Origin of the sequence: Microbacterium sp. HA-8, from assembly GCF_046111165.1 — a bacterium.
GTDB lineage: Bacteria > Actinomycetota > Actinomycetes > Actinomycetales > Microbacteriaceae > Microbacterium.
Window position 1 is genome coordinate 1,415,616 of the sequence record NZ_CP162025.1, and the last position, 26,666, is coordinate 1,442,281.

At 71.1% G+C, this 26,666-nt stretch carries 23 protein-coding genes and 1 tRNA gene; 18 read left to right on the forward strand and 6 right to left on the reverse strand.

The features are described from left to right. Positions 1–7: 7 nt before the first annotated feature. On the reverse strand, positions 8–703 hold the full coding sequence (locus AB2L57_RS06760) for a FadR/GntR family transcriptional regulator (protein ID WP_409048388.1): 696 nt from the start codon (positions 701–703) through the stop codon (positions 8–10). Positions 704–877: 174 nt separating this feature from the next. On the opposite strand from AB2L57_RS06760, the gene AB2L57_RS06765 reads away from it, so the two are divergent. The 3 genes from AB2L57_RS06765 to AB2L57_RS06775 are packed head-to-tail and all read left to right on the forward strand — an operon-like array spanning position 878 to position 4,106. Next, on the forward strand, positions 878–2,266 hold the full coding sequence (locus tag AB2L57_RS06765) for a GntP family permease (RefSeq protein WP_409048389.1): 1,389 nt from the start codon (positions 878–880) through the stop codon (positions 2,264–2,266). Positions 2,267–2,307: 41 nt separating this feature from the next. Next, the gene (locus tag AB2L57_RS06770) at positions 2,308–3,075 is read left to right on the forward strand and encodes an SDR family oxidoreductase (RefSeq protein ID WP_292809668.1); all 768 of its coding nucleotides are present in this window, start codon (positions 2,308–2,310) and stop codon (positions 3,073–3,075) included. 17 nt (positions 3,076–3,092) lie between these two features. Next, on the forward strand, positions 3,093–4,106 hold the full coding sequence (locus AB2L57_RS06775; protein ID WP_409048390.1) for a zinc-binding dehydrogenase: 1,014 nt from the start codon (positions 3,093–3,095) through the stop codon (positions 4,104–4,106). Between the two features lie 6 nt (positions 4,107–4,112). On the opposite strand, the gene AB2L57_RS06780 is transcribed toward AB2L57_RS06775, so the two are convergent. Continuing rightward, complete coding sequence (locus tag AB2L57_RS06780; protein WP_409048391.1) at positions 4,113–4,235, reverse strand: hypothetical protein; 123 nt, start codon at positions 4,233–4,235, stop codon at positions 4,113–4,115. A 292-nt stretch (positions 4,236–4,527) separates the two neighbouring features. Between AB2L57_RS06780 and AB2L57_RS06785 the strand changes: the two genes are divergently transcribed. Further along, positions 4,528–5,157: a 50S ribosomal protein L25/general stress protein Ctc gene (locus tag AB2L57_RS06785; protein ID WP_292809674.1), complete on the forward strand. Its 630-nt coding sequence runs from the start codon at positions 4,528–4,530 to the stop codon at positions 5,155–5,157. Positions 5,158–5,272: 115 nt separating this feature from the next. Beyond that, positions 5,273–5,857 carry an aminoacyl-tRNA hydrolase gene (gene pth / locus AB2L57_RS06790; protein WP_292809676.1) on the forward strand — a complete coding sequence of 195 codons (585 nt, stop codon included), beginning with the start codon at positions 5,273–5,275 and terminating at the stop codon, positions 5,855–5,857. A 30-nt stretch (positions 5,858–5,887) separates the two neighbouring features. On the opposite strand, the gene AB2L57_RS06795 is transcribed toward pth, so the two are convergent. Next, entirely contained in the window at positions 5,888–6,313 is a 426-nt protein-coding gene (locus tag AB2L57_RS06795; RefSeq protein WP_409048392.1) for a hypothetical protein, read from the reverse strand. Between the two features lie 4 nt (positions 6,314–6,317). Next, positions 6,318–6,734, reverse strand: coding sequence for a hypothetical protein (locus AB2L57_RS06800; RefSeq protein WP_409048393.1), 417 nt, complete (start codon positions 6,732–6,734; stop codon positions 6,318–6,320). Between the two features lie 249 nt (positions 6,735–6,983). Here AB2L57_RS06800 and mfd point away from each other — a divergent pair, with 249 nt between their 5' ends. After that, positions 6,984–10,655: a transcription-repair coupling factor gene (mfd, locus tag AB2L57_RS06805; protein WP_409048394.1), complete on the forward strand. Its 3,672-nt coding sequence runs from the start codon at positions 6,984–6,986 to the stop codon at positions 10,653–10,655. 291 nt (positions 10,656–10,946) lie between these two features. Next, the gene (locus AB2L57_RS06810; protein ID WP_292809684.1) at positions 10,947–11,546 is read left to right on the forward strand and encodes a gamma carbonic anhydrase family protein; all 600 of its coding nucleotides are present in this window, start codon (positions 10,947–10,949) and stop codon (positions 11,544–11,546) included. Between the two features lie 157 nt (positions 11,547–11,703). On the opposite strand, the gene AB2L57_RS06815 is transcribed toward AB2L57_RS06810, so the two are convergent. Then, positions 11,704–14,385, reverse strand: a complete 2,682-nt coding sequence (locus AB2L57_RS06815) for a phosphoenolpyruvate carboxylase (RefSeq protein ID WP_409048395.1) — start codon at positions 14,383–14,385, stop codon at positions 11,704–11,706. A gap of 158 nt (positions 14,386–14,543) precedes the next feature. On the opposite strand from AB2L57_RS06815, the gene AB2L57_RS06820 reads away from it, so the two are divergent. The 11 genes from AB2L57_RS06820 to AB2L57_RS06870 all read left to right on the forward strand — a co-directional run bounded on the left by AB2L57_RS06820 (position 14,544) and on the right by AB2L57_RS06870 (position 25,033). Then, a complete protein-coding gene (locus tag AB2L57_RS06820) occupies positions 14,544–15,746 on the forward strand; it encodes a Na+/H+ antiporter NhaA (RefSeq protein ID WP_292809688.1) in 1,203 nt (400 codons plus the stop codon). A gap of 118 nt (positions 15,747–15,864) precedes the next feature. After that, entirely contained in the window at positions 15,865–16,593 is a 729-nt protein-coding gene (locus tag AB2L57_RS06825; protein WP_292809689.1) for a MazG family protein, read from the forward strand. Positions 16,594–16,632: 39 nt separating this feature from the next. Beyond that, positions 16,633–17,901 carry a histidine--tRNA ligase gene (gene hisS / locus AB2L57_RS06830; protein ID WP_292809773.1) on the forward strand — a complete coding sequence of 423 codons (1,269 nt, stop codon included), beginning with the start codon at positions 16,633–16,635 and terminating at the stop codon, positions 17,899–17,901. A 68-nt stretch (positions 17,902–17,969) separates the two neighbouring features. Beyond that, the gene (locus tag AB2L57_RS06835) at positions 17,970–18,767 is read left to right on the forward strand and encodes an SGNH/GDSL hydrolase family protein (protein WP_292809691.1); all 798 of its coding nucleotides are present in this window, start codon (positions 17,970–17,972) and stop codon (positions 18,765–18,767) included. 74 nt (positions 18,768–18,841) lie between these two features. After that, on the forward strand, positions 18,842–19,510 hold the full coding sequence (locus tag AB2L57_RS06840; protein ID WP_292809693.1) for an O-methyltransferase: 669 nt from the start codon (positions 18,842–18,844) through the stop codon (positions 19,508–19,510). Between the two features lie 96 nt (positions 19,511–19,606). Further along, on the forward strand, positions 19,607–20,887 hold the full coding sequence (eno, locus tag AB2L57_RS06845) for a phosphopyruvate hydratase (protein ID WP_292809695.1): 1,281 nt from the start codon (positions 19,607–19,609) through the stop codon (positions 20,885–20,887). Positions 20,888–20,919: 32 nt separating this feature from the next. Next, complete coding sequence (locus AB2L57_RS06850) at positions 20,920–21,495, forward strand: septum formation initiator family protein (protein ID WP_292809697.1); 576 nt, start codon at positions 20,920–20,922, stop codon at positions 21,493–21,495. A gap of 22 nt (positions 21,496–21,517) precedes the next feature. After that, the gene (locus AB2L57_RS06855) at positions 21,518–22,036 is read left to right on the forward strand and encodes a DUF501 domain-containing protein (protein WP_292809699.1); all 519 of its coding nucleotides are present in this window, start codon (positions 21,518–21,520) and stop codon (positions 22,034–22,036) included. Next, complete coding sequence (locus AB2L57_RS06860) at positions 22,033–23,367, forward strand: S8 family serine peptidase (RefSeq protein WP_292809701.1); 1,335 nt, start codon at positions 22,033–22,035, stop codon at positions 23,365–23,367. Before AB2L57_RS06855 ends, AB2L57_RS06860 begins: the two co-directional genes overlap by 4 nt. A 47-nt stretch (positions 23,368–23,414) precedes the next feature. Next, positions 23,415–24,854, forward strand: a complete 1,440-nt coding sequence (locus tag AB2L57_RS06865) for an NAD(P)/FAD-dependent oxidoreductase (RefSeq protein WP_409048598.1) — start codon at positions 23,415–23,417, stop codon at positions 24,852–24,854. A 106-nt stretch (positions 24,855–24,960) separates the two neighbouring features. Next, positions 24,961–25,033 (forward strand) — tRNA-Leu (locus AB2L57_RS06870). A 335-nt stretch (positions 25,034–25,368) separates the two neighbouring features. On the opposite strand, the gene AB2L57_RS06875 is transcribed toward AB2L57_RS06870, so the two are convergent. Then, complete coding sequence (locus tag AB2L57_RS06875; protein WP_292809703.1) at positions 25,369–26,493, reverse strand: TerC family protein; 1,125 nt, start codon at positions 26,491–26,493, stop codon at positions 25,369–25,371. Positions 26,494–26,666: the final 173 nt, after the last annotated feature.

Genomic DNA, 26,666 nt, shown 5'->3' on the forward strand with positions numbered 1-26,666 from the left:
CCGCGACCTACCGGGCCCCGCGCACCTCGCCGAGCACGGTGTCGACATATCGGCGCGTGTGATGCTCGGCGGCATCGGCGTCGCCCCGCGCGATCGCGGCCGCGGTCTGGACGTGATTGTGCAGCGCTTCCGAGTGCGGCACCCCGGGGGTCAGGCCCAGGTGCGAACGCCCGGCGATGACCGCGGCGATCGCGGGCTTGGTCGCCGCGAGCATGAGGTTGCCGCTCGCGTCGAGGATGAGGTCGTGGAAGGCGATGTCGGCGGCCAGGTATTCGTCGGTGTCGCCGAGACCGTCGTGCCCGAGCTTCTCGAGCCGGTTGGCGAGCCGGAGGATCTCGGCTCGCTGCACGTCGCTGGCCCGCTGCGCGCTCAGACGTGCGGCGATCGGCTCGATCGCCGCACGCAGCTCGGTCACGACGACCAGCTGCTGGTCTCGGCCCGGCCCCTGCAGCTGCCAGCCGATGAGCCGCGTGTCCAGTGCGCTCCACTCCGACGGCGGGCGCACCGTGACGCCCACGCGGCGGCGTGATTCCAGCATCCCCATCGCCTCGAGCACCCGGACGGCTTCGCGGATCACCGTGCGGGAGACGCCGTACTCCGCCTCGAGCCCCGCGAGGGTGAGCACGGACCCGGGGAGGAGCTCGCCGGCGGTGATGCGCACGCCCAGATGGTCGAGCACCGGGCCGTGGGATGCCTGGGCCAACGAGCACTCCGATCAAAAATATGACGACAGGTTGAAAAAGATACGATCTTTGTGTGAGGATTCACAGAACCTCGGTCAGGCGTTGACGCCGGGCCCGAGGAACGCTCGAATCCTAACGCGGGTGCATCGGCCTTCACGGCGGCACCCGGTTCCTCACTATCAATGGAGATCCAGATGGAAGATTGGACCCAGACTCTGGGTACGGGGCCGCTGCTGCTGATCGCAGCCGGCGCCATCGCGCTGATCCTCGTCATGATCATCGTCTTCAAGGTGCACGCCTTCCTGACGCTGATCGTCGTCTCGCTGCTGACCGCCCTGGTCGCCCGCGTGCCGATCGGCGAGATCGCGACCACCCTGACCGGCGGCTTCGGCGCAACCCTCGGCACGGTCGCGCTGCTCGTCGGTCTCGGCGCGATGCTCGGCCGCCTCATCGAACACTCGGGTGGCGCGAAGGCGCTCGCCGACCGCTTCGTCGAGATCTTCGGCGAGAAGCGCGCTCCGTTCGCGCTCGGCATCGCATCGCTGATCCTCGGCTTCCCGATGTTCTTCGACGCCGGCCTCGTCATGATGCTGCCCATCATCTTCGCGATCGCACGCCGCGTCTCGAAGAACAACGTGCTGCTGTTCGGCCTGCCCGCCGCCGCGGCGTTCTCGGTCATGCACGTCTTCCTGCCCCCGCACCCGGGCCCGGTCACGGCGACCGAGCTCTACGGCGCGAACCTCGGCATCGTGCTGCTGGTCGGCCTCATCATCGCGTTCCCGGTCTGGTACGTCTCGGGTTACCTCTGGGGAAAGTTCGTCGCCGCGCGCATCCCGCTGCCGGTGCCCACGATCTTCGGCGAGATCGACGACGACCAGCCCGTCAACCCGCCCAAGCCCCGCACGATCATCCTGCTGCTCCTGCTGCCGATGTTCCTGATTTTCCTCAACACGGGGCTGTCGACGCTCGCGACGGCCGGCGCCGTCGACGGCGACAACATGTGGATCCAGCTGCTCATCCTCCTCGGCAACTCCGCCGTCGCACTGCTCATCACGGTCATCGTCGCGATGGTCGTGCTGGGCACGCGCCGCGGTGAGAACGGCACCGCGATCGAGAAGATCGTCGACTCGGCCCTCGGACCCGTCGCCTCCGTGATCCTCATCACGGGCGCCGGCGGCATGTTCGGCGGCGTCCTACGGGCCTCCGGCATCGGCGATGCACTCGCCGACACCCTCGCCGACATGGGCCTGCCGATCATCTTCGCGGCATACATCATCGCCGTCGTGATCCGACTGGCTCAGGGCTCGGCGACGGTGGCCCTGGTAACCGCGGCGGGCCTTGCCGCGCCGGCCGTGATCGCCGGCGACTTCAACCCGCTCCAGATCGCGGCGATCACGCTCGCGACCGCGGCGGGCTCGGTCTTCGCCGGACACGTCAACGACTCGGGCTTCTGGCTCGTCGGCCGCCTGATGGGTATGGACGTCAAGACCACGCTGAAGACCTGGACCGTGCAGCAGACCATCGAGTCGGTCCTCGCGTTCGCGCTCGTGCTCGTGGTCTACGGCATCGGCTCGATGCTCTAGTCCCGCGCCCCGGCATCCACACCCCGAACAGGAGAACCCTCATGTCCGCCCTCTTCGACGTCTCCGATCGTCTCGCGCTGGTCACGGGCTCGTCCCGCGGACTGGGCCGATCCCTCGCCCTCGCGCTCGCGCGCGCCGGCGCCCGGGTCATCGTGCACGGGCGTGACGCGGATGCGCTCGAGGCGACGCGTGCGCAGGCGCAGACCCTGTCCGGCCGTCCCGCCGTGTCGGTCACCTTCGATGTGACCGACGCGGCGGCGGTCGAGGCCGGGGTGGCCGATCTGCTCGCGCGGGTCGGCACCCCCGACATCCTCGTCAACAACGCCGGCGTGCAGCGCCGCGCGCCCATCCAGGACTTCGCGGTCTCGGACTGGGACGACATCATCGCCGCGAACCTCTCGGGCGTCTTCTACGTCTCGCGATTCGTCGCGCCCGCGATGATCGCCCGCGGCTCCGGCAAAATCGTCAACGTCGCCTCGGTGCAGTCGCACCTCGCGCGGCAGACGATCGCCCCGTACTCCGCGTCCAAGGGCGGCGTCGCCCAGCTGACCAAGGGCATGGCGGCCGACCTCGCCCGCCACGGCATCCAGGTCAACGCGCTCTCACCCGGCTACTTCGCCACCGAGATGAACCGCGCGCTCGTCGAGGACGCCGACTTCACCGCGTGGCTCACCCAGCGCACCCCCGCCCAGCGCTGGGGGAACTTCGCCGAGCTCGACGGTGCCCTGCTCTTCCTCGCCTCCGACGCCTCCAGTTTCGTGTCGGGACAGAACATCTTCGTCGACGGCGGCATGACCGCGGTCGTCTGACCCCGAAAGGCCCGCACATGCGCGCAGCGTTCATCGACGCGAAAGAGACCCTCGTCGTCCGCGAGGTCGACATCCCGCAGCCCGGGCCCGCTCAGGTGCGGGTGCGGATCGACTACGTCGGCATCTGCGGGTCCGATCTGCACTACTACTTCGAGGGTGCCAACGGCGCCTTCGTCGTGCGCGAGCCACTCGTTCCCGGCCACGAGGTGTCGGGTCGCATCGACCTCGACCCGACCGGGGAGTGGGCTCCCGGCACGCCGGTCACGGTGCACCCCGCCACCTTCGGCACGCCCACCGCCGACCTCGACCCGCATCTCTGGCCGGGCGGCGCCTACCTCGGCAGCGCCTCCACCTGGCCGCACACGCAGGGCGGTCTCGCCGAGCATCTCCTCGTCGCACGCGAGATGGTGCGGGTGCTGCCGGCATCGCTGCCGGTGCGTCGCGCGGTGCTCGCCGAGCCCCTCGCGGTCGCGCTCCACGGCCTCCGCAAGGCGGGCGACGTCGCGGGGCGCCGGGTGCTGGTGACGGGGTCCGGTCCGATCGGCCTGCTCGCCGTCGCGGCGGCCGTCGCGGCGGGTGCGGCGGAGGTCACCGCCACCGACGTTCTCGAGGGTCCTCTGGAGAGGGCGCGGATGCTGGGAGCCGCACACGCGGTCGACGTCTCTCGCGAGCAGCTGACCGAGAGCGCCTACGACGTCGTGCTCGAATGCTCCGGCGTCGCGCCCTCGATCTCCGCGGCGCTGCGGGCGGCTCGGCCAGGGGGGACGGTCGTGCAGGTGGGGATGGTGCCCGACGAGGCGCGTCCCGTGAACATCGCGCCCTTCATCTCGAAGGAGCTGCGCTACTTCGGCACGTTCCGGTTCTTGGACGAGATCGATCGGGCCATCGCACTGCTGGATGCGGTGCCGGAGATCGAGCGCGTCATCACGCACGAGATCGCCGCGGACGATGCAGTGCGCGCGTTCACGGTGGCGAAGGACTCGCAGGCCTCCGGCAAGGTGATCGTCGCTGTCTGGCCCGCGGAGGACTGAGACGGATCAGTCCTGGCGGTAGGCCGAGCGTCCCATCGCGACGAACGCGCCGACGACCAGGACACCGCCGAGCGTTGCGAGTGCGCCGATCGTCCAGGCGATGAGGTGCGAGAGCATGGCGCCGTCCACGGGGTCCTCCAGGTTCGGGGGCGAGCCCCCGGGGGCTCGCGATGTGCGATGTCTTCACGCTATCGCAGGCTCGGGTAGGATGGGGGAGACCTCGGCGAGGGATGTCTCGCACGGCCGCGCGGCCGGTGCCCCCGACATCCGTGATCGACGCGGTGATGCGGGCCCTGCGGCCCTCCTCACGTGTGTGCGTTCGATCCGTTCGACCACCGATCCACGTTCGAGTCGACACCTGCAGACCCCCGCGACACCGGATCGACATCGAGAGTGTGCGCGTTCCAGAAGGAGAACACCCATGTCGAAGGACACCACCCCCGACACCACGGTCCACGCCGAGCTTCGCGAGAACTTCGGCAAGGGCTTCGCCCGCCGCCTCCGCGCCGCCGGCAAGATCCCCGCCGTCATCTACGGTCACGGCGCAGACCCCGTGCACGTGGCGATGCCCGGTCACCAGACCGCGCTGCTGATCCGCCGCGCCAACGTCGTGCTCGAGCTCGACGTCGCGGGAGCGCAGCACCTCGTGCTCGTCAAGGACGTGCAGAAGGACCCCGTGCACCAGATCATCGAGCACATCGACCTGCTCGTCGTCCGCAAGGGCGAGAAGGTGCAGGTCGACGTGCCGGTCTCGGTGCAGGGCGAGCCCTTCCCCGGCACGATCACGAACCTCGAAGCCAGCACGGTGCTGCTCGAGGTCGAGGCGACGAACATCCCGCAGAACGTCGAGGTCGACGTCGAGGGCCTCGAGGACGGCACGCACATCACCGCCGCCGACCTGAAGCTGCCCGCCGGCGCGGCGCTCGCGGTCGACCCCGAGACGCTCATCATCGCCATCTCGGTGCCCGCGTCCACGCTCGCCGCCGAGGACGAGATCGCGGCGGCAGACGCCGAGGTCGCCGCCGAGCAGTCCGAAGAGGCCGCGGAGTAATCCTTCACCCGCACGAGGGGGGCACTCCGCGTTCGCGCGGGGTGCCCCCCTCGCCGTTCGGTAGCCTGTCGATGCCGCCCGATCGCGTCGATCCCCGCACCCCTGGAGAGAGCACATGCCCGAGACCTGGCTCGTCGTGGGCCTCGGCAACCCCGGTCCGCGGTACGAGGCGACCCGGCACAATGTGGGCCAGATGGTGCTCGACGAGCTTGCGACCCGGCGAGGTGCGGCGTTCAAGAGTCACAAGGCGAACGCCCGCGTCGCCGAGACCTGGTTGCGCCCCGGCGCCGCCAAGCTCGTGCTGGCCAAGCCCAACTCGTTCATGAACGTCTCGGGCGGCCCGGTCGCGGGACTCGCGCGGTTCTTCGGCGTCGACGCCGACCACGTCGTGGTCGTCCACGACGAGCTCGACATCCCCTTCGACACGCTCAAGCTCAAGGTCGGCGGGGGGCACGGTGGGCACAACGGCGTTCGGGATGTCGCCAAGGCGCTGGCCACGGCGGATTTCGCGCGGGTGCGGGTCGGTATCGGGCGTCCCCCCGGACGGCAGGATCCCGCGGACTGGGTGCTCGATCCGTTCGGGGCGACCGAACGGCAGGCGCTGCCTCTGCTCGTCTCGGACGCGGCGGATGCCGTCGAGCGGCTCGTCGACGAGGGTCTGCTCGCCGCGCAGCAGCACCACCACGCTCCGCGCGCGTAGAGGCCGGGTAGGCCGTCGCCATCGCGCGACTCAGACGTACGGCGCCGTGCCCCCCGCGAGGCCGAGCGGGAACGCGAGCTGCACCACGACGTAGCTGATCGGCACCAGGATCACCGCGACGACACCCCACGCGCGGCCGCGGCGGGTGGCGATCGCGATCACGCCGAGCACGAGCGCGGCGATGGCCGACAGCATCCACCCGCCGTTGCCGATCGCGAGCCACACGCTGCTCTGCTCGACCAGGGTGCGCGCGGCCGCGGGCAGGGTCTCGGGGTCGAGGCGCTCGCCCGCCGTGCCCATCGCGGTGAGGTCGACGTGGGCGCCGATGCCGCCGAGGATGTATCCGCCGACGACCACGACGGCGGGGGCGAGCGCGGCCGCCACAGCGGCGAGCGAGAGGGCGATGACGCCGAGGGTGCGCGGTCGTCGCGGTCGCGCGGGCGGGGCGGGAGGCATCGGATCAGGGGCCGAACGGCGCGCCCGCGGCGAGCCCGGCGAAGAAGAAGCCGCTCGCGACACTGACGAACACGACGAATCCGATCGGCGCGATCACGACCGCGGCGATGCCCTGGCCGCGGCCGCGTCGGCGGGTGATCGCGACGATCGCCTGCGCGATCGCCCAGATTCCGAGCACCGTGCCGGCCCAGAAGGCGATCTCGCCGACGAGCACCCAGCTCCGCACCGGGGCCAGGACCGCGAGGTCGGACGGAGGGACGGGGCTCGCCAGCGCCGGCGCGACCTCGAGGCCTACGGTGAACGCCGCCGGTCCCACCGCGACGGTGGGGGCGACGAGCGCGATGATCGCGAGCACGAGCGCCACGATGCCGAGCGCCGGGCGTCCGATCGGGCGCGGCGCGGCGGGGGGCTGGGGGTGCACCGGGTACGGCTGGTGAGCCTGCGGGTGCGGGGGGTACGGCGGCTGCGCGGGGGCGTATGCCGGGTACGGCGGCTGCGCGGCGGGGGGCGAGGGGGGCTGTGCCTGTGGGATGGGCAGAGGCGGCACGGGGGGTGGGGGAGGCGCGGAATCGGAACCCGGTGCCGGCTGCTCGCTCATCCCCTCATCCTAGGCCGGGCTCCCCGAGGGTCCCCGGGGAGGGATGTCGGAGGAGGCTCCTAGACTTGTGCGGTGACGATTCACGGGATCACGCGCGCCCTCGCGCGCTCAGGCGCGTTCGCAGACGGCGGGGCTCCGGCATCCGTCGACGCCGACTTCTCGCTCGTCGAGGGCCTTGTCGCGCCCACCCTCGCCGCGCTCCTCGACAAGCGGGCCCGCGCGCAGAAGCCCCCCGTGCTGCTCGCGATCACGCCCACGGGCCGCCGCGCCGACCAGCTCGCCCCCTCACTGCAGGCGTATCTGCCCGGCGCGACGGTGCTTGCTTTCCCGGCATGGGAGACCCTGCCGCACGAGCGCCTCAGCCCGAGCGCCGAGACCGTCGGCGCGCGTCTCGAGGTGCTGCGCCGCATCGCCGCGCACGCCGGCGATGCACCCCTCGTCGTCATGGCGTCGGTGCGCGCTGCGCTGCAGCCGATCGCGCCGGGCCTCGACACGGTCGAACCCGTCGTCCTGCGCGCGCAGGGGCGCGGGTATGAGCTGCCCGAGCTCGCCGAACGCCTCGTCGAGCTGGCGTACGCCCGCGTGGACATGGTCTCGCGACGCGGCGAGTTCGCCGTGCGGGGCGGAATCCTCGACGTCTTCCCCGCGGTGGCGGAGCACCCCTACCGAGTGGAATTCTTCGGCGACGAGGTCGACCAGATCCGCGCCTTCTCCGTCGCCGATCAGCGATCGCTGCCGGGTGAGGTCCACGAGGTGCGGCTGCCGCCCACGCGCGAGCTGCTCCTGACGACCGAGGTGCGCGAACGCGCGCGCGGCCTGCAGTCGAGCCTGCCGGGCCTCTCGAGCATGCTCGAGCGCATGGCCGAGGGCATCCCCGTCGATGGCATGGAGTCGCTCACGCCCGCCCTCGTCGACCACCTGCTTCCGCTCGTCGACTATCTGCCCGCGGGCACTGCGGTCGCGCTCGTCGACCCCGAGCGGGCCATCGCCCGCGCCCTCAACCTGCAGGAGACCAATCGCGAGTTCCTCGAGGCTGCGTGGAGCGCCGCGACCGCGGGCGCCGACACGCCGATCGATCTGGGTGCGGGCGACTTCCTGACCCTGCCGCTGCTGCGCGAGGCCGCCCGTGAGCGCGGGGGAGTGTGGTGGACCTTCAGCGCCTTCGACTCGGGTGCGGCCGACGCGGCGGCCGAGGGCATCCTCGACGTCTCGGCCGACGACGAGGCCGCCCCCCTGCGGGTGCCGGGCACCGCGGTGCCCTCGTTCCACGGCAATGTCGACGGCGCCACCGCGCACGTCGGCGACCTGCTGGCCCGCGGCTGGAGCGTCGTGGTGGCGGCGTCGGGGGCGGGGCTGGTCGACCGCGCGCGCGACGTGCTCGCCGAGCGCGGCTTCGCGGCGCGGGTGACGGATGCCGTCATCGAGCCGCCCGAGCCGGGTGTGGCTCTGCTGGTCAAGGCGCAGATCGAGGCGGGCTTCGAATCCGCCGAGGCGCAGCTGGCGGTCCTGACGGAGTCCGACTTCTACGGGCGCACCATCGGCGGTGATTCCCGCGTAGTCAAGAAGCTCGCCTCTCGCCGCCGCAACGTCGTCGATCCGATGCAGCTGAAGGCCGGCGACTTCGTCGTGCATGCCACCCACGGGATCGGCCGCTTCGTCGAGCTCGTGCAGCGCGAGGTCTCCTCCGGCGGCCGCAACCCCGTCAAGAGCACCCGCGAGTACCTCGTCGTCGAGTACGCCCCGTCCAAGCGCGGGTATCCCGGCGACAAGCTGTTCGTGCCCACCGATCAGCTCGACCTGCTCTCGCGGTACGTCGGCGGCGAAGCCCCGACCCTGTCGAAGATGGGCGGCAGCGACTGGGCGCAGGCCAAGGGCCGCGCGCGCAAGGCGGTGCGCGACATCGCCGTCGAGCTCGTCAAGCTCTACTCGGCGCGCATGTCGGCCAAGGGTCACGCCTTCGGGCCCGACACGCCCTGGCAGAGGGAGCTCGAAGAGGCCTTCCCGTTCGCCGAGACGCTCGACCAGCTGCAGACGATCGACGAGATCAAGGCCGACATGGAGCGCCCCATCCCGATGGACCGTCTGCTCTCGGGCGACGTCGGATTCGGCAAGACCGAAGTCGCCGTGCGGGCGGCGTTCAAGGCGATCCAAGACGGCAAGCAGGTCGCGATGCTCGTGCCCACGACGCTCCTGGTCAAGCAGCACCTCGAGACGTTCACCGAGCGCTTCGCCGGGTTCCCCGTGCACGTGCGCGCCCTCTCGCGGTTCCAGACCGACAAGCAGGCGCGCGAGATCGTCAAAGGGCTCGCCGACGGGACCGTCGACATGGTGATCGGTACGCATCGCATCCTCACCGAGCAGGTGCTGTTCAAGGACCTCGGCCTGATGATCATCGACGAGGAGCAGCGCTTCGGCGTCGAGCACAAAGACGCGCTCAAGAAGCTCAAGACCAACGTCGACATCCTGGCCATGAGCGCAACCCCCATCCCCCGCACGCTCGAGATGGCGGTCACAGGGATCCGCGAGATGTCGACTCTCGCGACGCCGCCCGAGGATCGGCATCCCATCCTCTCCTTCGTCGGCCCTCGCAACGACAAGCAGATCGCGGCGGCGATCCGGCGCGAGCTGCTGCGCGAGGGCCAGGTGTTCTACGTGCACAACCGCGTGCATTCGATCCAGCGGGTCGCGGCGCACCTCGCCGAGCTCGTGCCCGAGGCGCGGATCGCCGTCGCACACGGGCAGATGGGTGAGCACGCGCTCGAGCAGGTCGTCGACGACTTCTGGGAGCGCAAGTTCGATGTGCTCGTCTCGACGACGATCATCGAGACGGGCCTCGACATCGCCAACGCCAACACGATCATCATCGACCGGGCCGACAAATACGGGCTCTCGCAGCTGCATCAGCTGCGCGGGCGGGTGGGACGCGCGCGCGAGCGCGCCTACGCCTACTTCTTGTACGACGAGATGAAGCCCCTCTCCGAGACCGCCGCCGACCGTCTCGAGACCATCGCGGTCAACAACGATCTCGGCTCGGGCATGCAGGTGGCGCTGAAGGACCTCGAGCTGCGGGGCGCCGGCAATCTGCTGGGCGCCGAGCAGGCGGGGCACATCGCCGGCGTCGGCTTCGACCTCTACCTGCGCATGATCGGCGAGGCGGTCGCGACGTTCCGCGGCGAAGACACCGAGGGTCCCGCCGAGCTGCGTCTCGAGCTGCCCGTACAGGCGCGCGTGCCGGAGACCTACATCGAGAGCGAGCGCCTGCGGCTCGAGGCCTACCAGAAGCTGTCGGCGGCCGCTGCCGCCAACGCAGAGCCCGACGCGATCGACCTCGTCATCGACGAGCTGCGCGATCGTTACGGCGAGCCGCCGGCCGAGGTCTCGGGCCTCGTGCAGGTGGCACGACTGCGCCGGCGTGCGGCCCGGGCGGGTCTGACCGACGTCGTCGCGATGGGTCCGAATCTCCGCGTCGCGCCCGCGCAGCTGCCGGATTCGCGACGCGTGCGGCTGCAGCGCCTGTATCCGAACGCCAAGCTGGTCCAGGGTGGCGACGCTCTGGTCGTGCCGATGCCGCGTGTCGGTGGCGAGCCGCTCGGCGATGACGAACTGATCGCCTGGGTCAGCCAGCTGCTGACGGCGCTGTTTCCCGAGCCGGCGGCGGATGCGCCCGCGGCGGACGGTGCGCCGGCCGGCTCCGATGCGCCCGACGGCGCGCGCGGCTCGACCGCCGTCCCGTCGCCCCGATAACTCCCCTTCGGTGTCCAAATTTCTGTCGCCCGCCGCGGGCCATAGCGACATTGTTCGGGACACGCTCACCGCGGCGGGATGCCGCGCCTCAGCTCGCCGGGGTGATGTCCCACTTTCTGTCGCCCACCGCGCCCCGGAGCGACCGAAAGTGGGACATGGTCACCAGGGTGTGGAAGCAGGGTGCGGGAGCAGGGTGCTGGAGCGGGGTGTGGAAGCAGGGTGCGGAAGCAGGGTTCGGGAGCGGGGCCGGCGCGGGTGGCCGCGCGAGCCCGGCGCGGCTAGGGTGAGGCCGTGCAGTTCGAGCATCTGGGCGCGAGGCCGCGCATCCATCCGACGGCGGTCATCGCCGAGACCGCGGTCGTGTCGGGGGATGTCGAGATCGGCGCCGACTGCCAGGTTCTGCACGGCGCGATCATCACCGCCGAGGGCGGCCCGATCACGCTCGCCGAGAGCGTCATCGTGATGGAGAACGCGGTGGTCCGGGCAAGTGCCGCCGACCCCGTGCACATCGCCGACCACACCCTCATCGGTCCGGGCGCCACCGTCAGCGGTGCGACGATCGGGGCAGAGGTGTTCCTCGCGACGGGCACGCGCGTCTTCAACGGAGCCCACATCGGCGACCGCTGCGAGGTGCGTGTCGGCGCCGTCGTGCATCTGCGCACGACACTGCCGCCCGAGACCGTGGTGCCGATCGGTTGGGTGGCCGTCGGCGACCCGCTCGGCATCCACCCGCCCAGCGCGCACGACAAGATCTGGGCGGCGCAGCAGGAACTCGACTTTCCCGGCTACGTGTTCGGCCTGGACCGCGACACGCCCGACCTGATGGTGCAGCTCACCGAGCGCTACGGACGCAGCCTTGCCCGGCATGCGCACGACCGCCGCATCGGCTGAGACCCGCCCTCCACCCGGGTACGGCCCCATTGGGCGTGCACAACGGCGGATGCTGTCGCCGACACGCCGCGCCTCGGCCAGAGCCTCCGGCGTGTCGGGCGATCTGTCCGCAGCTGTGCACGCCGCTCGCGTCGGGCGACGCCCGGGCCCGCGATTCTCACCCCGTGTTCTGCAGCCCCGCCGCGACACCCGAGACCGACAGCAGCAGCAGGCGCTGCTGCTCGCGATCGGGCTTCTCGCCCTCGGCCGTGGCGCGCAGCGCGCGCAGCGCACGCAGCTGCAGCAGTGACAGCGCGTCGACGTAGGGGCTGCGCATCTTGACCGCGCGCCCCAGGACGGGGCGGTTCTCGAGCAGATCGTCACCGCCCGTGATGCGGATCACCCATGCCCGCGTCAGCTCCATCTCGCCCGCGACGAGATCGGCGAGGTCGCTGCGGTCGCCGAGGTCGAGATAGCGCTTGGCGATGCGCGCATCGGCCTTGGCGAGGCTCATCGCGACGTTGTCGATCATGGTGCGCAGCAGCGGCCACTGCTCGTAGGCCTCGCGCAGCAGCGCCTCGTCGCCGACCGCCTCGAGAGCGGTGCCCAGGCCGAACCAGCCGGCGAGGTTGATGCGGGCCTGCGTCCATGCGAACACCCACGGGATCGCGCGCAGGTCCTCGAGCGACTCGACCGACAGGCCGCGCCGCGCGGGCCTCGAGCCCAGAGCGAGCAGCCCGACCTCCTCCATCGGCGTGACGGTGGCGAACCACGGCGCGAACCCCTCGGCCTTGACGAGGGCGAAGAAGCGCTCACGGGATGCTGTGTCCAGCGTCGCCGCGATGTGCGCGTATTTCTCCGCCGCGGCCTCGTTCCGCTGCTCGATCGAGGGGGAGGAGGCCAGCAGGGTCGCGGCGGCGACCTGGTCGATGTGGCGCATCGCGATGGCGGGGTCGCCGTACCGGGCGAAGATGACCTCGCCCTGTTCGGTGAGCTTGAACCGGCCGTCGACGGAGTGCGGCGGCTGCGCGAGGATCGCCGAGTTGGCGGGCCCGCCGCCTCGGCCGAGAGCACCTCCGCGGCCGTGGAAGAGCGTCAGCTCGATGCCGGTCTCCCGGGCCCAGGCGGCGATCTTCGCCTGCGCTTCGTACAGCGCGAGGTTGGCCGCGACCGGACCGACGTCCTTGGACGAGTCGGAGTATCCCAGCATCACCTCGAGCCTGCGGCCGGTCGCCTCCAGCCGCGCGGCGAACATCGGATGCTCCACGATCTCGGCGAGGATCCCGGGCGCCGCCTGCAGGTCGGCGAAGGTCTCGAACAGCGGGATGACGTCGAGGGTCGGTCCCTCGGCATCCGGGCCCACCGCGTAGCGGGCCAGGCGGTGCACGTTGGCGAGATCCTCGGCCGACTGGGTGAACGAGACGATGTATCGGCCCGCGGCGCGGGGGCCGAAGCGGTCCTGCACGAAGGCGATCGAGCGGAAGACGTCGAGCACCTCCTCCGCCAGGTCGCTGCGCGCGGCGCCCGGCGCGAGCGCGTCGAGCTCGGCGAGCACCGTGCGATGCACCTGCGAATGCTGGCGCACCTCGAGTTCGGTCAGATGGAAGCCGTAGGTCTCGACCTGCCAGATCAGCTGCTGCAGCGCGCCGTACGCATGGCGGGCGGCGCCGGCGGACGCGAGCGAGGTCTGCACCGTGCGCAGCTCCGCCAGCAGCTCGTCCGGCTCGCGGTAGGCGAGGTCGGCGTCGCGCGTGCGCGTCGCGGCGATGCGGCGCGCGATCAGGAGCAGGATGCGCCGGTGCGGCTCGGAGGGCGAGCGCTTGGCGATGTCGGCCGCCGCGTCCTCGTCGGCGGCGCGCAGCCTGTGCCACAGCGCGACGAGTGCGTCGCTCGGCGGGGTCGTGTCGGCGTCGAGGGTCAGCGCGCGACCCACCCTCTCGGTCGTGCGCTCGAGACCCCGCAGCACGTGCTCCGACGCGATGCCCGCAGCCTTGCGCGTGACCTTGGCGGTGACGAAGGGGTTGCCGTCGCGGTCGCCGCCCACCCACGAGCCGATGCGCACGAAGGGACGCACGACGGGAGGCCGCTGACCGGCCGCGAGACCCTGGAGGGCGTCGTCGATGCGGCGGTACACGTGGGGGACCGCCGTGTACAGGGTGTCGTCGAAGACGGCCATGACGGCGCGCACCTCGTCGGTGGGCGAGGGCTTCTCGGCGCGGAGCGGGGCGGTGCGCCAGAGCGTGTCGATCTCCTCGAGGATCCGGCGGCGGGCGCGGCGCTCGTCGGCCCCTCCGCGCAGCGACGCGTCGAGCTCCTCGAGCAGCGCGGCGATGCGGCGCACGCTCGTCGAGATCGCGCGGCGGCGCGCCTCGGTGGGGTGCGCGGTGAAGACCGGGTGGAACCGCAGCGCCTGCAAGCGCGCGAGAGCCGTCTCGTCGCCGACTTCGGCCGATAGCCGCACGAAGGCCGCCGCGACGGAGTCGGTGGCATCCTCCTTCTCGGGGCGTCCGTCGCGCTCGCGCAGGATGCGCACGCGCTGGTGCTCCTCGGCGAGGTTGACGAGGTGGAAGTAGCACGTGAACGCGCGTGCCACCTCGTCGGCGCGGGCGACCGTGAAGGACTCCACGATCGCCGCCGCGCGGGCGAACGCTTCGGGCGAGGTGTCGGTGTAGGCCGCGATCGTGGCGGTCCGCAGGCGCTCGACGTCTTCATACAGGCCCGGGCTTCCGCTCTCGCGCAGCACCTGACCGAGCAGCGACCCCAGCATGCGCACATCGGCACGCATCGTTTCGGGCAATTCTTGACCGGCATCGAAGCGTCCGACGAGGTCGATGGCTTCGGTGGGGGTGGGATCGAGCATGATTTCCACGTTAGCGCGAGCGTGTTTCCTGTTCGTCACGCGGGCGGGCCCCCGGGGAGGCGGCAGCTCGCCGGGTAGACTGGGAACCTGGTGTGCCGGGAAGTCTGGTCGGCGGCGGTGCGCGCGCGCCCACCGCGACCCCCGACGAAAGGACCCGTGTGTCCCTGCTGCGCTCTGCCCGTTTTCCCGCGATCATCCTGCTCGCGGCCGCCATCGCCGCCCTGATCGTCGCCAACTCGCCGGCCGGTCCGGCGGTGGGCGCCCTGAAGGAGACCTATCTCGGCATCCCGGGCGTGTTCGAGATGTCCATCGGGCACTGGGTGCAGGACGGCCTGCTCGCGATCTTCTTCTTCGTCGTCGCGGTCGAGCTGCAGTTCGAGCTCACCAACGGCGAGCTCAATTCGGCCCGAAAGGCCCTCCAACCGGCGATCGCCGCGACCGGCGGCGTGCTGATCCCGATCGCCGTGTTCCTCGCGTTCGCCGCGGGGTCGGACGCGTCCTCGGGCTGGCCGATCCCCACCGCGACCGACATCGCCTTCGCGCTTGGCGTGCTCGCCGTCTTCGGCAAAGGACTGCCCGCCGGCATCCGCATCTTCCTGCTCGCCCTCGCGATCCTCGACGACATCGTCGGCATCATCTTCATCGCCGTGCTCTTCACCACCGACGTCAACGTCGGCCTGCTCGCGCTGGCCGCGGTGCTCGTGGTCGTCTTCGGCATCCTGAGCCGCCTGCTCGACACGCGGGCGCGCGTGCCGCTCGCGATCGTGCTCGTGCTGCTGGGCATCGCCACCTGGGTGCTGGTCTATCTCTCGGGCGTCCACGCGACGATCGCGGGTGTGGCTCTGGGCCTTGCCATGTTCCAGCGCCCGGCCCTCGCCACCCGCCACGCGCTCGAGCCGTGGGTCAACGGCATCGTGCTGCCCCTGTTCGCCTTCTCGGCCGCGCTCGTCGTGATCCCGCAGGTCTCGCCGACCGAGCTCTCGCCGGCGTTCTGGGGAATCCTCGTGGCGCTCCCGGTGGGAAAGATCATCGGCATCTCGATCTTCGGCTGGATCTCCCTCCGGGTGGGCAACCGGGGCGCCACGCCGCACCTCTCGTTCGCCGACCTGCTCGCGGCCGGTGCGCTCGGCGGCATCGGGTTCACCGTGTCGCTGCTGCTGTCCGAGCTGGCGTTCGCGGGCGAGGCGCTGGTGCGGGACGAGGCGACGCTCGGCGTGCTCGCCGGGTCGGCGGTCTCCCTCGTGATGGCCGCCGTGCTCGTGTCCCAGCGGGCGCGGCACTACCGCCGGCTCGCCGACACCGAGGCCGAGGCGCAGCAGGTTCCGCACACCCCGACGCCCACGGGCGGCCAGCTTAACTGACGCGGGGCGCCGGCGCGGGGCGCGGCGAGCACAGGATCGGAGCCGAGCACAGGATGATTCGGCGCCGTTCGTCCTGTTCTCGGCTCCTCTCCTGTCCTGGCCGCACGAGAATGGGTCGATGACCCCTTCCGACGACGTGGATGCTGTCACCGCACACCGCGCGCGGGCGCTGGCCGACGCGGCCGAGACCATGCGCATCGTCCGCGAGCGCTGCGTCTGGACGCAGCAGATCACCCATCGCGAGCTGGTGCCCTACCTGATCGAGGAATCGCACGAGCTGATCGACGCCGTCGAGAGCGGATCGCGCCCGGAGCTGCGGGAGGAGCTCGGCGATGTTCTGTGGCAGGTGCTCTTCCACGCCGAGCTCGCGTCGCGCGATGCCGAGGCGCCCTTCGACATCGGGGATGTGGCCGCGGACCTGACGGACAAGATGGTCCGCCGGCATCCGCACGTCTTCGCCGGTGAGACCGCCGACACGCCCGAGCGTGTGCGGGAGCTCTGGAACGCCGCGAAGGCCGCCGAGAAGCGGGAGCGCGTGAGCGTCCTCGACGGTGTGGCCCGCGGCATGCCCGCGCTCGCGCTCGCGCAGAAGATGCTGGGCAAGGCGGCGGCGGTGGGCACCGGCCCTTCGACGGGCTCAGGGTCCGCTGCCGGCCCTTCGACGGGCTCAGGGTCCGCTGCCGGGATCCGATCCGAGGCCGAGCTCGGCGACGCGCTGCTGCGCCTCGTCGCGCAGGCGAGAGAGAACGGGTGGGATGCCGAGCGCGCCCTGCGAGAGCGGCTGCGCGCTCTCGAGTCCGAGATCCGCACCGCAGAGCGGCGGACGAGGCCGGCGGACGCGACCTGAGAGGATGGGGGGGTGCCACCCGTGAACCCGCCGCGCGGCATGCGCGACTTCCTGCCCGCCGACAAGGCCCGCCGCGAGCGTGTGCTCGCGATCATCCGCGACCGCTACCGTGCGCACGGGTTCGAGGAGATCGAGACCCCCGTCGTCGAGGACTACGACCGGCTCCACGCGGGCATCGGCGGCGACAACGAGAAGCTCTCCTTCAGCGTGCTCAAGCGCGGCCTCGACGCCGACGGCATCCGGGCCGCGGCCGATGATCCGGCGGCGCTCGCAGACCTGGGCCTGCGGTACGACCTGACCGTTCCGCTCGCCCGGTTCTACGCCAGCCACCGCGGCGACCTGCCGGGCGTCTTCCGAGCCATCCAGATCGCGCCCGTGTGGCGTGCCGAGCGCCCGCAGAAGGGCCGCTACCGGCAGTTCGTGCAGTGCGACATCGACATCATCGGCGATGCCTCAGCGCGCGCCGAGGCCGAGCTCATCACCGCGACGCTCGACACCCTCGACGCGCTCGGGCTCGAGGGTGCGCGGGTGCGCATCAACGACCGCCGGGTGCTCGATGGGATGCTGGCAGCCTTCGGCTTCGCGCCCGATCAGCGCCCCGGGGTGCTCATCACGATCGACAAGCTCGACAAGATCGGTGCGACGGGCGTCGCCGCCGAGCTGCGCGAGCGCGGTGCGGACGAGGCCGCGGTCGATGCGTTCGAGCGGTTCCTCACCCGCCCGCAGACCCAGGAGCTGATCCCCTACGGCGAGCGGCAGATCCGCCGCGCACTGCCCGAGGGCATCCCCGACGACGTCGTGGCTCACCTCGTGGCGCTCGGCGAGGCCGTGGCCGCGGCCCGGCCGCCGGTCGACGGCGGCGAGGGTCTCCCGCTCGTGTTCGACCCGTTCCTCGTGCGGGGCATGGGCTACTACACCGGCACGATCTTCGAGCTCGCTCATCCGTCGGTGTCCTTCTCCCTCGGGGGTGGGGGGCGCTACGACGGCATGATCGGGCGGTTCCTGGGCACCGATGTGCCCGCCGTGGGATTCTCGATCGGGTTCGAGCGCATCGTCGATCTGGTGTCGGCGGACGAGGCGGCCACAGCATCCGCCGTCGTTCTCGTGCACGATCGCGACATGCCGCTGCCGCGGCTGCTCTCGCTCAAGGCGGCGCTCGTGGCCCGGGGTTCGCGCGTGCGCGTCGAACAGCGCACGAAAAATCTCAAGGCGCCGCTCGAGCGCGCCGCAGCCGACGGCTACACGGCGTTCGCGATCGTCGGGGCAGAAACGGCACCCGACGCGATCGACCTCAAGCCGCTCGACTGAGACGCCGGCGATTCCGGAGGTCACCGGATCGTCGCTGTCCGTTCACCGGCGGGGTGTGCACTTCACCCATGGGACGCACCAGAGCGGTCGGTCAGGCGCTCGCGCTTCTCGTCGTCGCAGGTCTTGGGGGCTTCGCCGTGCGAAGCCTCCTTGCCCGACAGGCTGCCATTGCGCGACGGCGCATCGGCAAGCCGCTCGGGGAGATCGCCGTCGACGCCGACCGGGTGTGGCGCCGCCGGCTCGAGGGGCGCCCGCTCGAGCTGCTGCTCCTGGGTGACTCGATAGCCGCAGGGCTCGGCGCGGAGCGGCGCAAGGACACGCTCGGCGCGCGCCTGGCGAAGGGACTGGCGCGGCGGCTGCACCGGCCGGTGCGCCTGCGCACGGCGGCGGTCGTGGGCTCCGAATCGTCCGCCCTCGCGGTTCAGCTCGAGAGCCTCGACGATGGCTACGCGCCCGATGCGGCGGTCATCGTCGTCGGCGGCAACGATGTGACGCACCGTGTTCCGGTGCGCGAATCCGTCGCTCATCTGCGCGCGGCGATCGAGCAGCTGCACGCCCGCGGCGCGGCCGTCGTGGTCGGCACATGCCCCGATCTCGGGGCGCTCCGGCCGGTGCCCCAGCCGCTGCGCGCGCTCGTGTCGCGCCTGTCCCGCCAGCTCGCCGCCGCGCAGACCGCGTCCGCGCGGCACGCGGGGGCGCGCGCGGTGTCGCTGCGCGCGGCGGTGGGGCCCTTCTTCGTCCTGCAGCCCGATGAGATGTTCAGCCTTGATCGCTTCCATCCGAGCGCTCTGGGCTACCGACGTACCGCCGATGCGCTGCTGCCTGCCCTCGTCGAGGCCGTCACCGACCCCGGACGGCGCCCGTAGGCTCGCGGGGCGCACGACGCCGGTCTTGGCGCACGAGGGTTGACGCGGCGCGCGCCTGCTTGTTGGCTGGGCCCATGAGCGAGCCCACCGTCGATGCGTGGCAGCGCGTCGACGCCTATCTGACCGCCACGCTCGTCGGGCACGACCCCGATCTCGACCGGGCGATCGCCGCACAGAGCGCAGCGGGACTGCCGCCCATCGAGGTCGCGCCGGTCAACGGCAAGCTGCTGCATCTGCTCGCCCGCATGACGAACGCCCGCCGCGTGCTGGAGATCGGCACGCTCGGGGCCTATTCGACGATCTGGCTGGCGCGCGCGCTGCCCGACGGCGGCCGTGTCGTCACGATCGAGGCCGAGACCCGCGTCGCCGAGATCGCGCGCTCCAATCTCGACCGCGCGGGCGTCGGCGACCGCGTGGAGATCAGGGTGGGTCGCGCCGTCGACGTGCTGCCGACGCTCGAGGGCGTCGAGCCGTTCGATCTGGTGTTCATCGACGCCGACAAGGAGTCCAACACGATCTACCTCGACTGGGCCGCCAGGCTCGGCAGGGCGGGCGCGGTGGTCGTCGTCGACAACATCGTCCGCTCGGGCAGGGTCGCCGACCCTGCGACCGACGATCCGCAGATCCTCGGCGTGCAGCGCGGACTTGAGATGCTCGCCCGCGACCCGCGCTTCGAGGCCACGGCGATCCAGACGCTCGACGCGAAGGGGTGGGATGGCATCGCGATCGCGGTGCTCACCTGAATCGGACCCCCAAACCCGACACTGCGCCTCGCTAGACTGGCCCGCGGATCGACGACGCTCCCATCCACCTTCAGTCCACGACAAAGGAGCAACCCCGTGGCACTCATCGAGGCAGTAGGCGCACGCGAGATTCTCGACTCGCGCGGAAACCCGACGGTGGAAGTGGAGGTGCTCCTCGACGACGGTATCGTCCAGCGCGCAGCCGTCCCCTCCGGCGCATCCACCGGCGCCTTCGAGGCGTACGAGCTACGCGACGGCGACAAGAAGCGCTACGGCGGCAAGGGCGTCCTCAAGGCGGTGGCGGCCGTCATCGACGAGCTCGGCCCCGCGATCGAGGGCGTCGAGGCCAGCGAGCAGCGCCTCATCGACGAGATCCTGATCGCGACCGACGGCACCGAGAACAAGAAGCGCACAGGCGCCAACGCGATCCTCGGCGTCAGCCTCGCCGTCGCCAAGGCCGCCGCCGACTCGGCCGACCTGCCGCTGTTCCGCTACCTCGGCGGACCGAACGCCCACGTCCTGCCCGTGCCGCTGTTCAACGTCATCAACGGCGGCGAGCACGCCGACAACGGCATCGACTTCCAGGAGTACTTCCTCGCCCCCACGGGTGCCGACACCTACGCCGAGTCGCTGCGCTGGGGCACCGAGGTCTACCACGTCCTCAAGGGCGAGTTGAAGGCCGCCGGCTTCTCCACGGGTCTCGGTGACGAGGGCGGCTTCGCCCCCGATCTGCCCAGCAACCGCGAGGGTCTGGACTTCCTGATGAAGGCGATCGAGAAGGCCGGGTTCACGCCCGGACGCGACATCACCGTCGGTCTCGACGTCGCCGCGACCGAATTCTTCAAGGACGGCGTCTACACCGTCGAGGGCAAGGCCTGGTCGGCCGACAAGCTGACCGACTACTTCGCCGATCTCGTCGCGAACTACCCGATCGTCACGATCGAGGACGCCCTCGCCGAGGACGACTGGGACGCGTGGAAGTCGCTCACCGACGCCATCGGCACCAAGGTGCAGCTCGTCGGCGACGACCTGTTCGTGACCAACCCCGAGCGTCTGCAGCGCGGCATCGACCTGGGCGTGGGCAACGCGCTGCTGGTCAAGGTCAACCAGATCGGCACGCTCTCCGAGACCCTCGACGCGATCTCGCTCGCCACCCAGAACGGCTACCGCTCGATGCTCTCGCACCGTTCGGGCGAGACCGAGGACACCACGATCGCCGACCTCGCCGTCGCGGTCAACGCGGGTCAGATCAAGACCGGCGCGCCCGCCCGCAGCGAACGCGTCGCGAAATACAATCAGCTTCTGCGCATCGAAGAGGAGCTCGGCGACGCCGCGGTCTTCGCGGGTCGCGGGGCGTTCCCCCGCTACAAGGGCTGAGCGCACCGCACACGCAATCGGAGGGGGGAGTCATGGCGAAACGGCCGGCTCCCCCCTCCGGGCTTTCAGGCGATGCCACGACGACGCGGGATGCTGCCGTCACGACACCCCCGTCCGCCCGGGGCCGCGCGGGCCGACCTCGGCGGGATCGGCCGCCGCGGCGACAGGTCGATGTGCGGGGCTGGCTCGGCGGCATCCGGCTCTCGGGTTTCATGGTCGTGATGCTCGGCCTGGTCGTGCTCGCGGCGTTCGTGCTGGTGCCCACGGTCGGCACGTTCGTGCAGCAGCGGCAGCGGATCGCGGCCCTCGAGGCGTCGGTGCAGCTCGGTCAGCAGGAGGTCGCCGACCTGGAGGCGCAGCAGGAGCGCTGGAGCGACCCCGCTTACATCACGACGCAGGCGCGCGAGCGGCTGTACTACGTGCGACCCGGCGAGGTGGTCTACCTCGTCGTCAACGATCTCGAGGCGGCGTTCCAGCCCGCGCTCGACGAGCCCGTCAGCGCCGAGGTGACCGAGACCCGCACCGACTGGATGACGCAGATGCTCTCCTCGGTCGCGACCGCGGGGCTCGCCCAGACCGTCCGCGGGCCCGAGGCGCCGGCGCCCTGAGGGCGGCGACTACCCTGGTGGGGTGACCACCCCGCCCTTCGCCGCGCCCACCGACGCCGAACTCGCTGTCGTCACCGGGCAGCTGGGTCGCCCCGTGCGCGGGGTCGTCGGTATTGCCGCGCGCTGCGTCTGCGGCAATCCCACCGTCGTGGCCACCGCTCCGCGGCTGCCGGACGGCACGCCGTTCCCGACGTTCTACTACCTCACCCACCCTGCGGCGACGGCGGCGATGAGCGAGCTCGAGGCCACGCACGTCATGGCCGAGCTGCAGGAGACCCTCCAGGCCGACGACGATCTGCTCGCCGGCTACGCGGCCGCGCACCGCGCTTATCTCGCCGACCGCGCCGGATTCGGCGAGGTCCCCGAGATCGAGGGCATCTCCGCCGGTGGCATGCCCAGGCGGGTCAAGTGCCTGCACGCCCTCGCCGGCCACGCCCTGGCGGCCGGCCCCGGGGTCAATCCCGTCGGCGATCTGGCGCTGGCGCGCTCGCGCTGGTCCCCCTCCGTCTGCGTCTGCGCCGATCCCGGAGCCGCCGGGTGAGGGCAGGGCGAGCGCGCGGACTGCGCGCGAGTGCCGCGGCGCTGCTGGTCGGGGCGATCGTGCTCGCGGGCGGTGTGGCGCCCGCGGCGGCTACGGCCACGGCATCCGCCCCCGTCGTCGAACCCGCGTTCGCGGATGACACCGCCGATCCCGTCCGCCAGGCAGAGTACTGGCTCGATGCCCTCGGCGTGCGGCAGGCGTGGCAGACCACCCGTGGCGCGGGCCAGCGCATCGCGATCATCGACACGGGTATCGGCGCGGGTCCGCCCGAGTTCGCGGGCGCGGTCGTCGGCGGCACGGACGTGTCGGGGGCGGGATCGGCCGACGGCCGCACGCCCATCGGTGCCGTCGATGCCAACCACGGCTCGTGGGTCGCCTCGCTCGCCGCGGCCCGCGGCACCGCGGGCGGAACCGGCATGGTGGGTGTCGCGCCCGAGGCCGAGCTGCTCTCGGTGTCCGTCGGTTTCGGCACGACGGCCCGGGTCTCGTTCGTCGACCAGGTCGCGGAGGCGATCCGCTGGTCGGTGGATGCCGGAGCCACCATCATCAACCTCTCTTTCACGACGAACACCCTCGACTGGGACCCGCGCTGGGACGACGCGTTCCTCTACGCCGCCGAGAACGACGTGCTCGTCATCGTCGCGGCCGGCAACAGGGGCAGCGGCACGACCCGCGTGGGCGCGCCCGCGACGATTCCCGGCGTGCTGACGGTGGGCGGGGTGGACCCGGCCGGAAACGCGAGCGAGCAGGCGTCGACGCAGGGCATCACGATCGGAGTCTCGGCGCCCAGCGAACAGCTGCTCGGCGTCTCCGCCGACGGACGCATCGTCACGTGGAGCGGAACGAGCGGGGCGGCGCCGATCGTGGCGGGCATCGCGGCGCTGGTGCGCGCGGCCCACCCCGAACTCGACGTCGCTAATGTCGTGAATCGCCTCATCCAGACGGCGAAACCGGCCGAGGCTGCCACCGCGCGACCCGATCCGCTCTACGGCTATGGCATCGTCGACGCATCTGCGGCAGTGCAGGCCAGCATCCCCGCTGTCGCGGAGAACCCGATGGGTAGTATCGAGGAGTGGATCCGGCTCTACCGCCGAGCCGATATCGAGCCGGCGCCGGACCCCACCGCGGCGCCGGTCGAGATCGAGGCGCTTCCTCCGGCCGGCTCCCGAACGGAGGCCGGTTCGGCGTTGCTCCCGTCCCCGGACAGTCTGCGGTACGGGACACTGCCTCTCCTGGCTTCGACCCTGGCTGGTATCCTGGTAGCGCTCGGCGTCACCGCAGCTGTCCGACGCATCCGATCGGCGCGCCCACACCGCGCACCGACTCCGTGATCCTTTGAGGAGTTCCCCCCATCGTGACAAGCACCGTGACACCTGCCGTGCCCAAGATCCTCATCGTCGGCGGCGGCTACGCCGGCTTCTACACCGCGTGGAAGCTGGAGAAGCACCTTCGAAAGGGCGAGGCCGAGGTCACGATCGTCGACCCGCTGCCGTACATGACCTACCAGCCCTTCCTCCCCGAGGTCGCGGCCGGATCCATCGAGGCGCGCCACTCGGTGGTGGCGCTGCGCCGCCACCTCAAGCGCACGACCGTCGTCACGGCCAAGGTGACCGGCATCGATCACGCCAACAAGACCGCCACGATCACCCCCGAGCTGGGCGAGCCGTGGCAGCACGAGTACGACCAGATCGTCGTGACCGCGGGCGTCGTCTCGCGCACGTTCCCGATCCCCGGCATCGCCGACAACGCGATCGGGCTGAAGACGATCGAAGAGGCCGTCGCGATCCGCGACCGCCTCATGTCCAACTTCGACAAGGCGGCGACACTGCCGGCCGGCCCCGAACGCGAGCGTCTGCTCACCGTCGTCGTCGTCGGCGGCGGATTCGCCGGCATCGAGGTGTTCGCCGAGCTGCGCTCGTTCGCCTCCGCGCTGCTGAAGGACTACCCGCAGCTGACGTTCGACGACACGAGCTTCCACCTGATCGAGGCGATGGGCCGGATCATGCCCGAGGTCTCGCTCAAGACGAGCGAATGGGTGCTGAAGGACCTCGCTACCCGCGGCGCCTACGTGCACCTCGACACGCAGGTCAAGGGCGCCGTCGACGGCAACGTCGAGCTCTCCACCGGCGAGACCATCCCCGCTGACCTGATCATCTGGACGGCCGGTGTCATGGCCAACCCCACGGTAGTCCGCGGCGGCGACCTCCCGGTCGAGGAGCGCGGTCGCATCCGCACCCGCGCCGATCTGCGCGTGGGCACCGACGAAGAGATCGTCGAGGGCGCCTGGGCGGCCGGCGACGTGTCGGCCGTTCCCGACCTCACGGGCAAGGGCGTCGGAGGCTACTGCGTGCCCAACGCGCAGCACGCCGTCCGCCAGGCGAAGCTTCTCGCCAAGAACCTCACCGCGGTGCTGCGCGGCGAGGTGCCCGTCGACTACATCCACCACAACCTCGGTGCGGTGGCGGGGCTCGGCCTCTACAACGGCGTGTTCCAGTCCAAGGGCATCGCGCTCAAGGGCTTCATCGCGTGGCTCGCCCACCGCGGCTACCACGGCATGGCGATGCCCTCGTGGGAGCGCAAGATCCGCGTCGTCTGGGGCTGGATCAACAACTTCTTCCTCGGCCGCGATCTCGTCAACCTCTCCACGGTGCAGAACCCGCGCTACGTGTTCGAGGAGTTCGCCGCACGGCCGCGTCCGGCCCAGCCCGAGGCGGCACCGGCGGTCACCCCGCCCGCCGTCCCGCGCGAGGCGGGCAAGGCGGCCGATGCGCCCGAGGCCGTCGAATCCGACGCCAAGGCAGCAGCCGCCGCGCGCTGAGCGGCCTGCTCCTCCCGTACTGCGCCGAAGGCCGCGCGGGGCACCTCCGTACGGTGCCCCGCGCGGCCTTCGGCGATACTGGGGAAGGTGCCGGTGTTCCGGCGACGCCCCCGTAGCCCAATGGCAGAGGCAGGCGACTTAAAATCGCCCAAGTGTGGGTTCGAGTCCCACCGGGGGTACTGACAGCTGGTCGGATCGGCCCGGGGATCGTCGCTTACCTCGGCCTCCAGCATCCCGCGCCGCCGACGACCCGCGCCTCCCGCGTCCCGTCGACCCGCGCCTCCGGTCGACCCGCGCCTCCGGCCGACCCGCGCCTCCGGCCGACCCGCGCCTCCGGTCGACCCGCGCCTCCGGTCGACCCGCGCCTCCGGCCGACCCGTGCGTCCCGCCGAACCCACATTTTTGCAGCGAGCCACCACACGTCGGAGGGTGGCTCGCTGCAAAAATGTGGGTTCGGCCCGCGGCCGGGCCCGAGGCCCGGGCCCGGCGGGCGCGCATGACGGGATGCCGGGACTCAGCCGCGCCCGTCGCGGGCACCCGCCGCGCGCTCGGCTTCGTCGTCGTAGCGGATCTCACCCTCGACGCCCTCGCCGCGCACATCATCGACCTGCTCGTCGAGGCTCGGTGCGCCCGAGCTGGAGTCTGCGTCGTCCCACGCGGGATCGTCGTCGCTGCGCTCGTCGCGGCGGGTCTTCACGAGGCTGGCCACCGTCGCGACCGCGATCGTCGCGGCGATGAACAGCAGCGAGAACCAGATCGGGATCTCCGGTGCCCACTCCACCGGCTGCCCGCCGTTGACGAAGGGCAGCTCGTTGACGTGCAGGGCGTGGAAGACGAGCTTCACGCCGATGAAGGCGAGGATGACGGCGAGCCCCTGCGCGAGGTAGACGAGACGCTCGAGCAGCCCGCCGATGAGGAAGAAGAGCTGACGCAGCCCCATGAGGGCGAACGCGTTGGCGGTGAAGACGATGTAGGCCTCGTTGGTCAGCCCGTAGATGGCGGGGATCGAGTCGACGGCAAAGATGAGGTCGATGAATCCGATCGCGATGATCGTGAGCATCATCGGTGTGACGAACAGCATCCCGCCCTGGCGCACCGTCAGCCGGTCGCCGTGATACTCCTCGGTGACGCGGAGGTGGCGGCGCACGAACCGCATGAACCTGCCGTCGACGGGGTTGCTGTCGTGGTCCGAGAAGGCCTGACGCCAGGCGAGGAACAGCAGCAGCGCCCCGAAGAGGTAGAAGATCCAGGAGAAGTTCTCGATCAGCGACGCGCCCACGGCGATGAAGATCCCGCGCAGCACGAGGGCGATCACGATCCCGATCATGAGCACCTTCTGCTGGTACGCCTTCGGTACGGCGAAGCCCGCCATCACCAGCAGGAACACGAACAGGTTGTCGATCGACAGGGCCTTCTCGGTCAGATACCCCGCGAAGTACTCGCCGCCGAAGTCCCATCCCGAGACCAGGCCGATACCGATGCCGAACAGCAGCGCGAGCGCGATGTAGAACGCGGACCACCGCGCCGATTCGCCGATCGTCGGCTCGTGGGGCTTGCGCACGTGGGCGAAGAACTCATAGACGAAGAACGCGATCGTGACGGCGATCGTGATGATCCACACGAGGGGGGTGATGTTCACGGGTACTCCAAGAGACGATGACGGATGTCGTCAAGGTCTCTTCCACCCGAAGGCCGGCGGGCCGGGACACCTCATCGAGTCCGTAGTGACGGGTCCGCCGCAGTGGGAGTACTCCCCTTGTGCAGGACACTCTAACCCCGGTTCACCCCGGTGCGCACGTCGGCGACGAGACT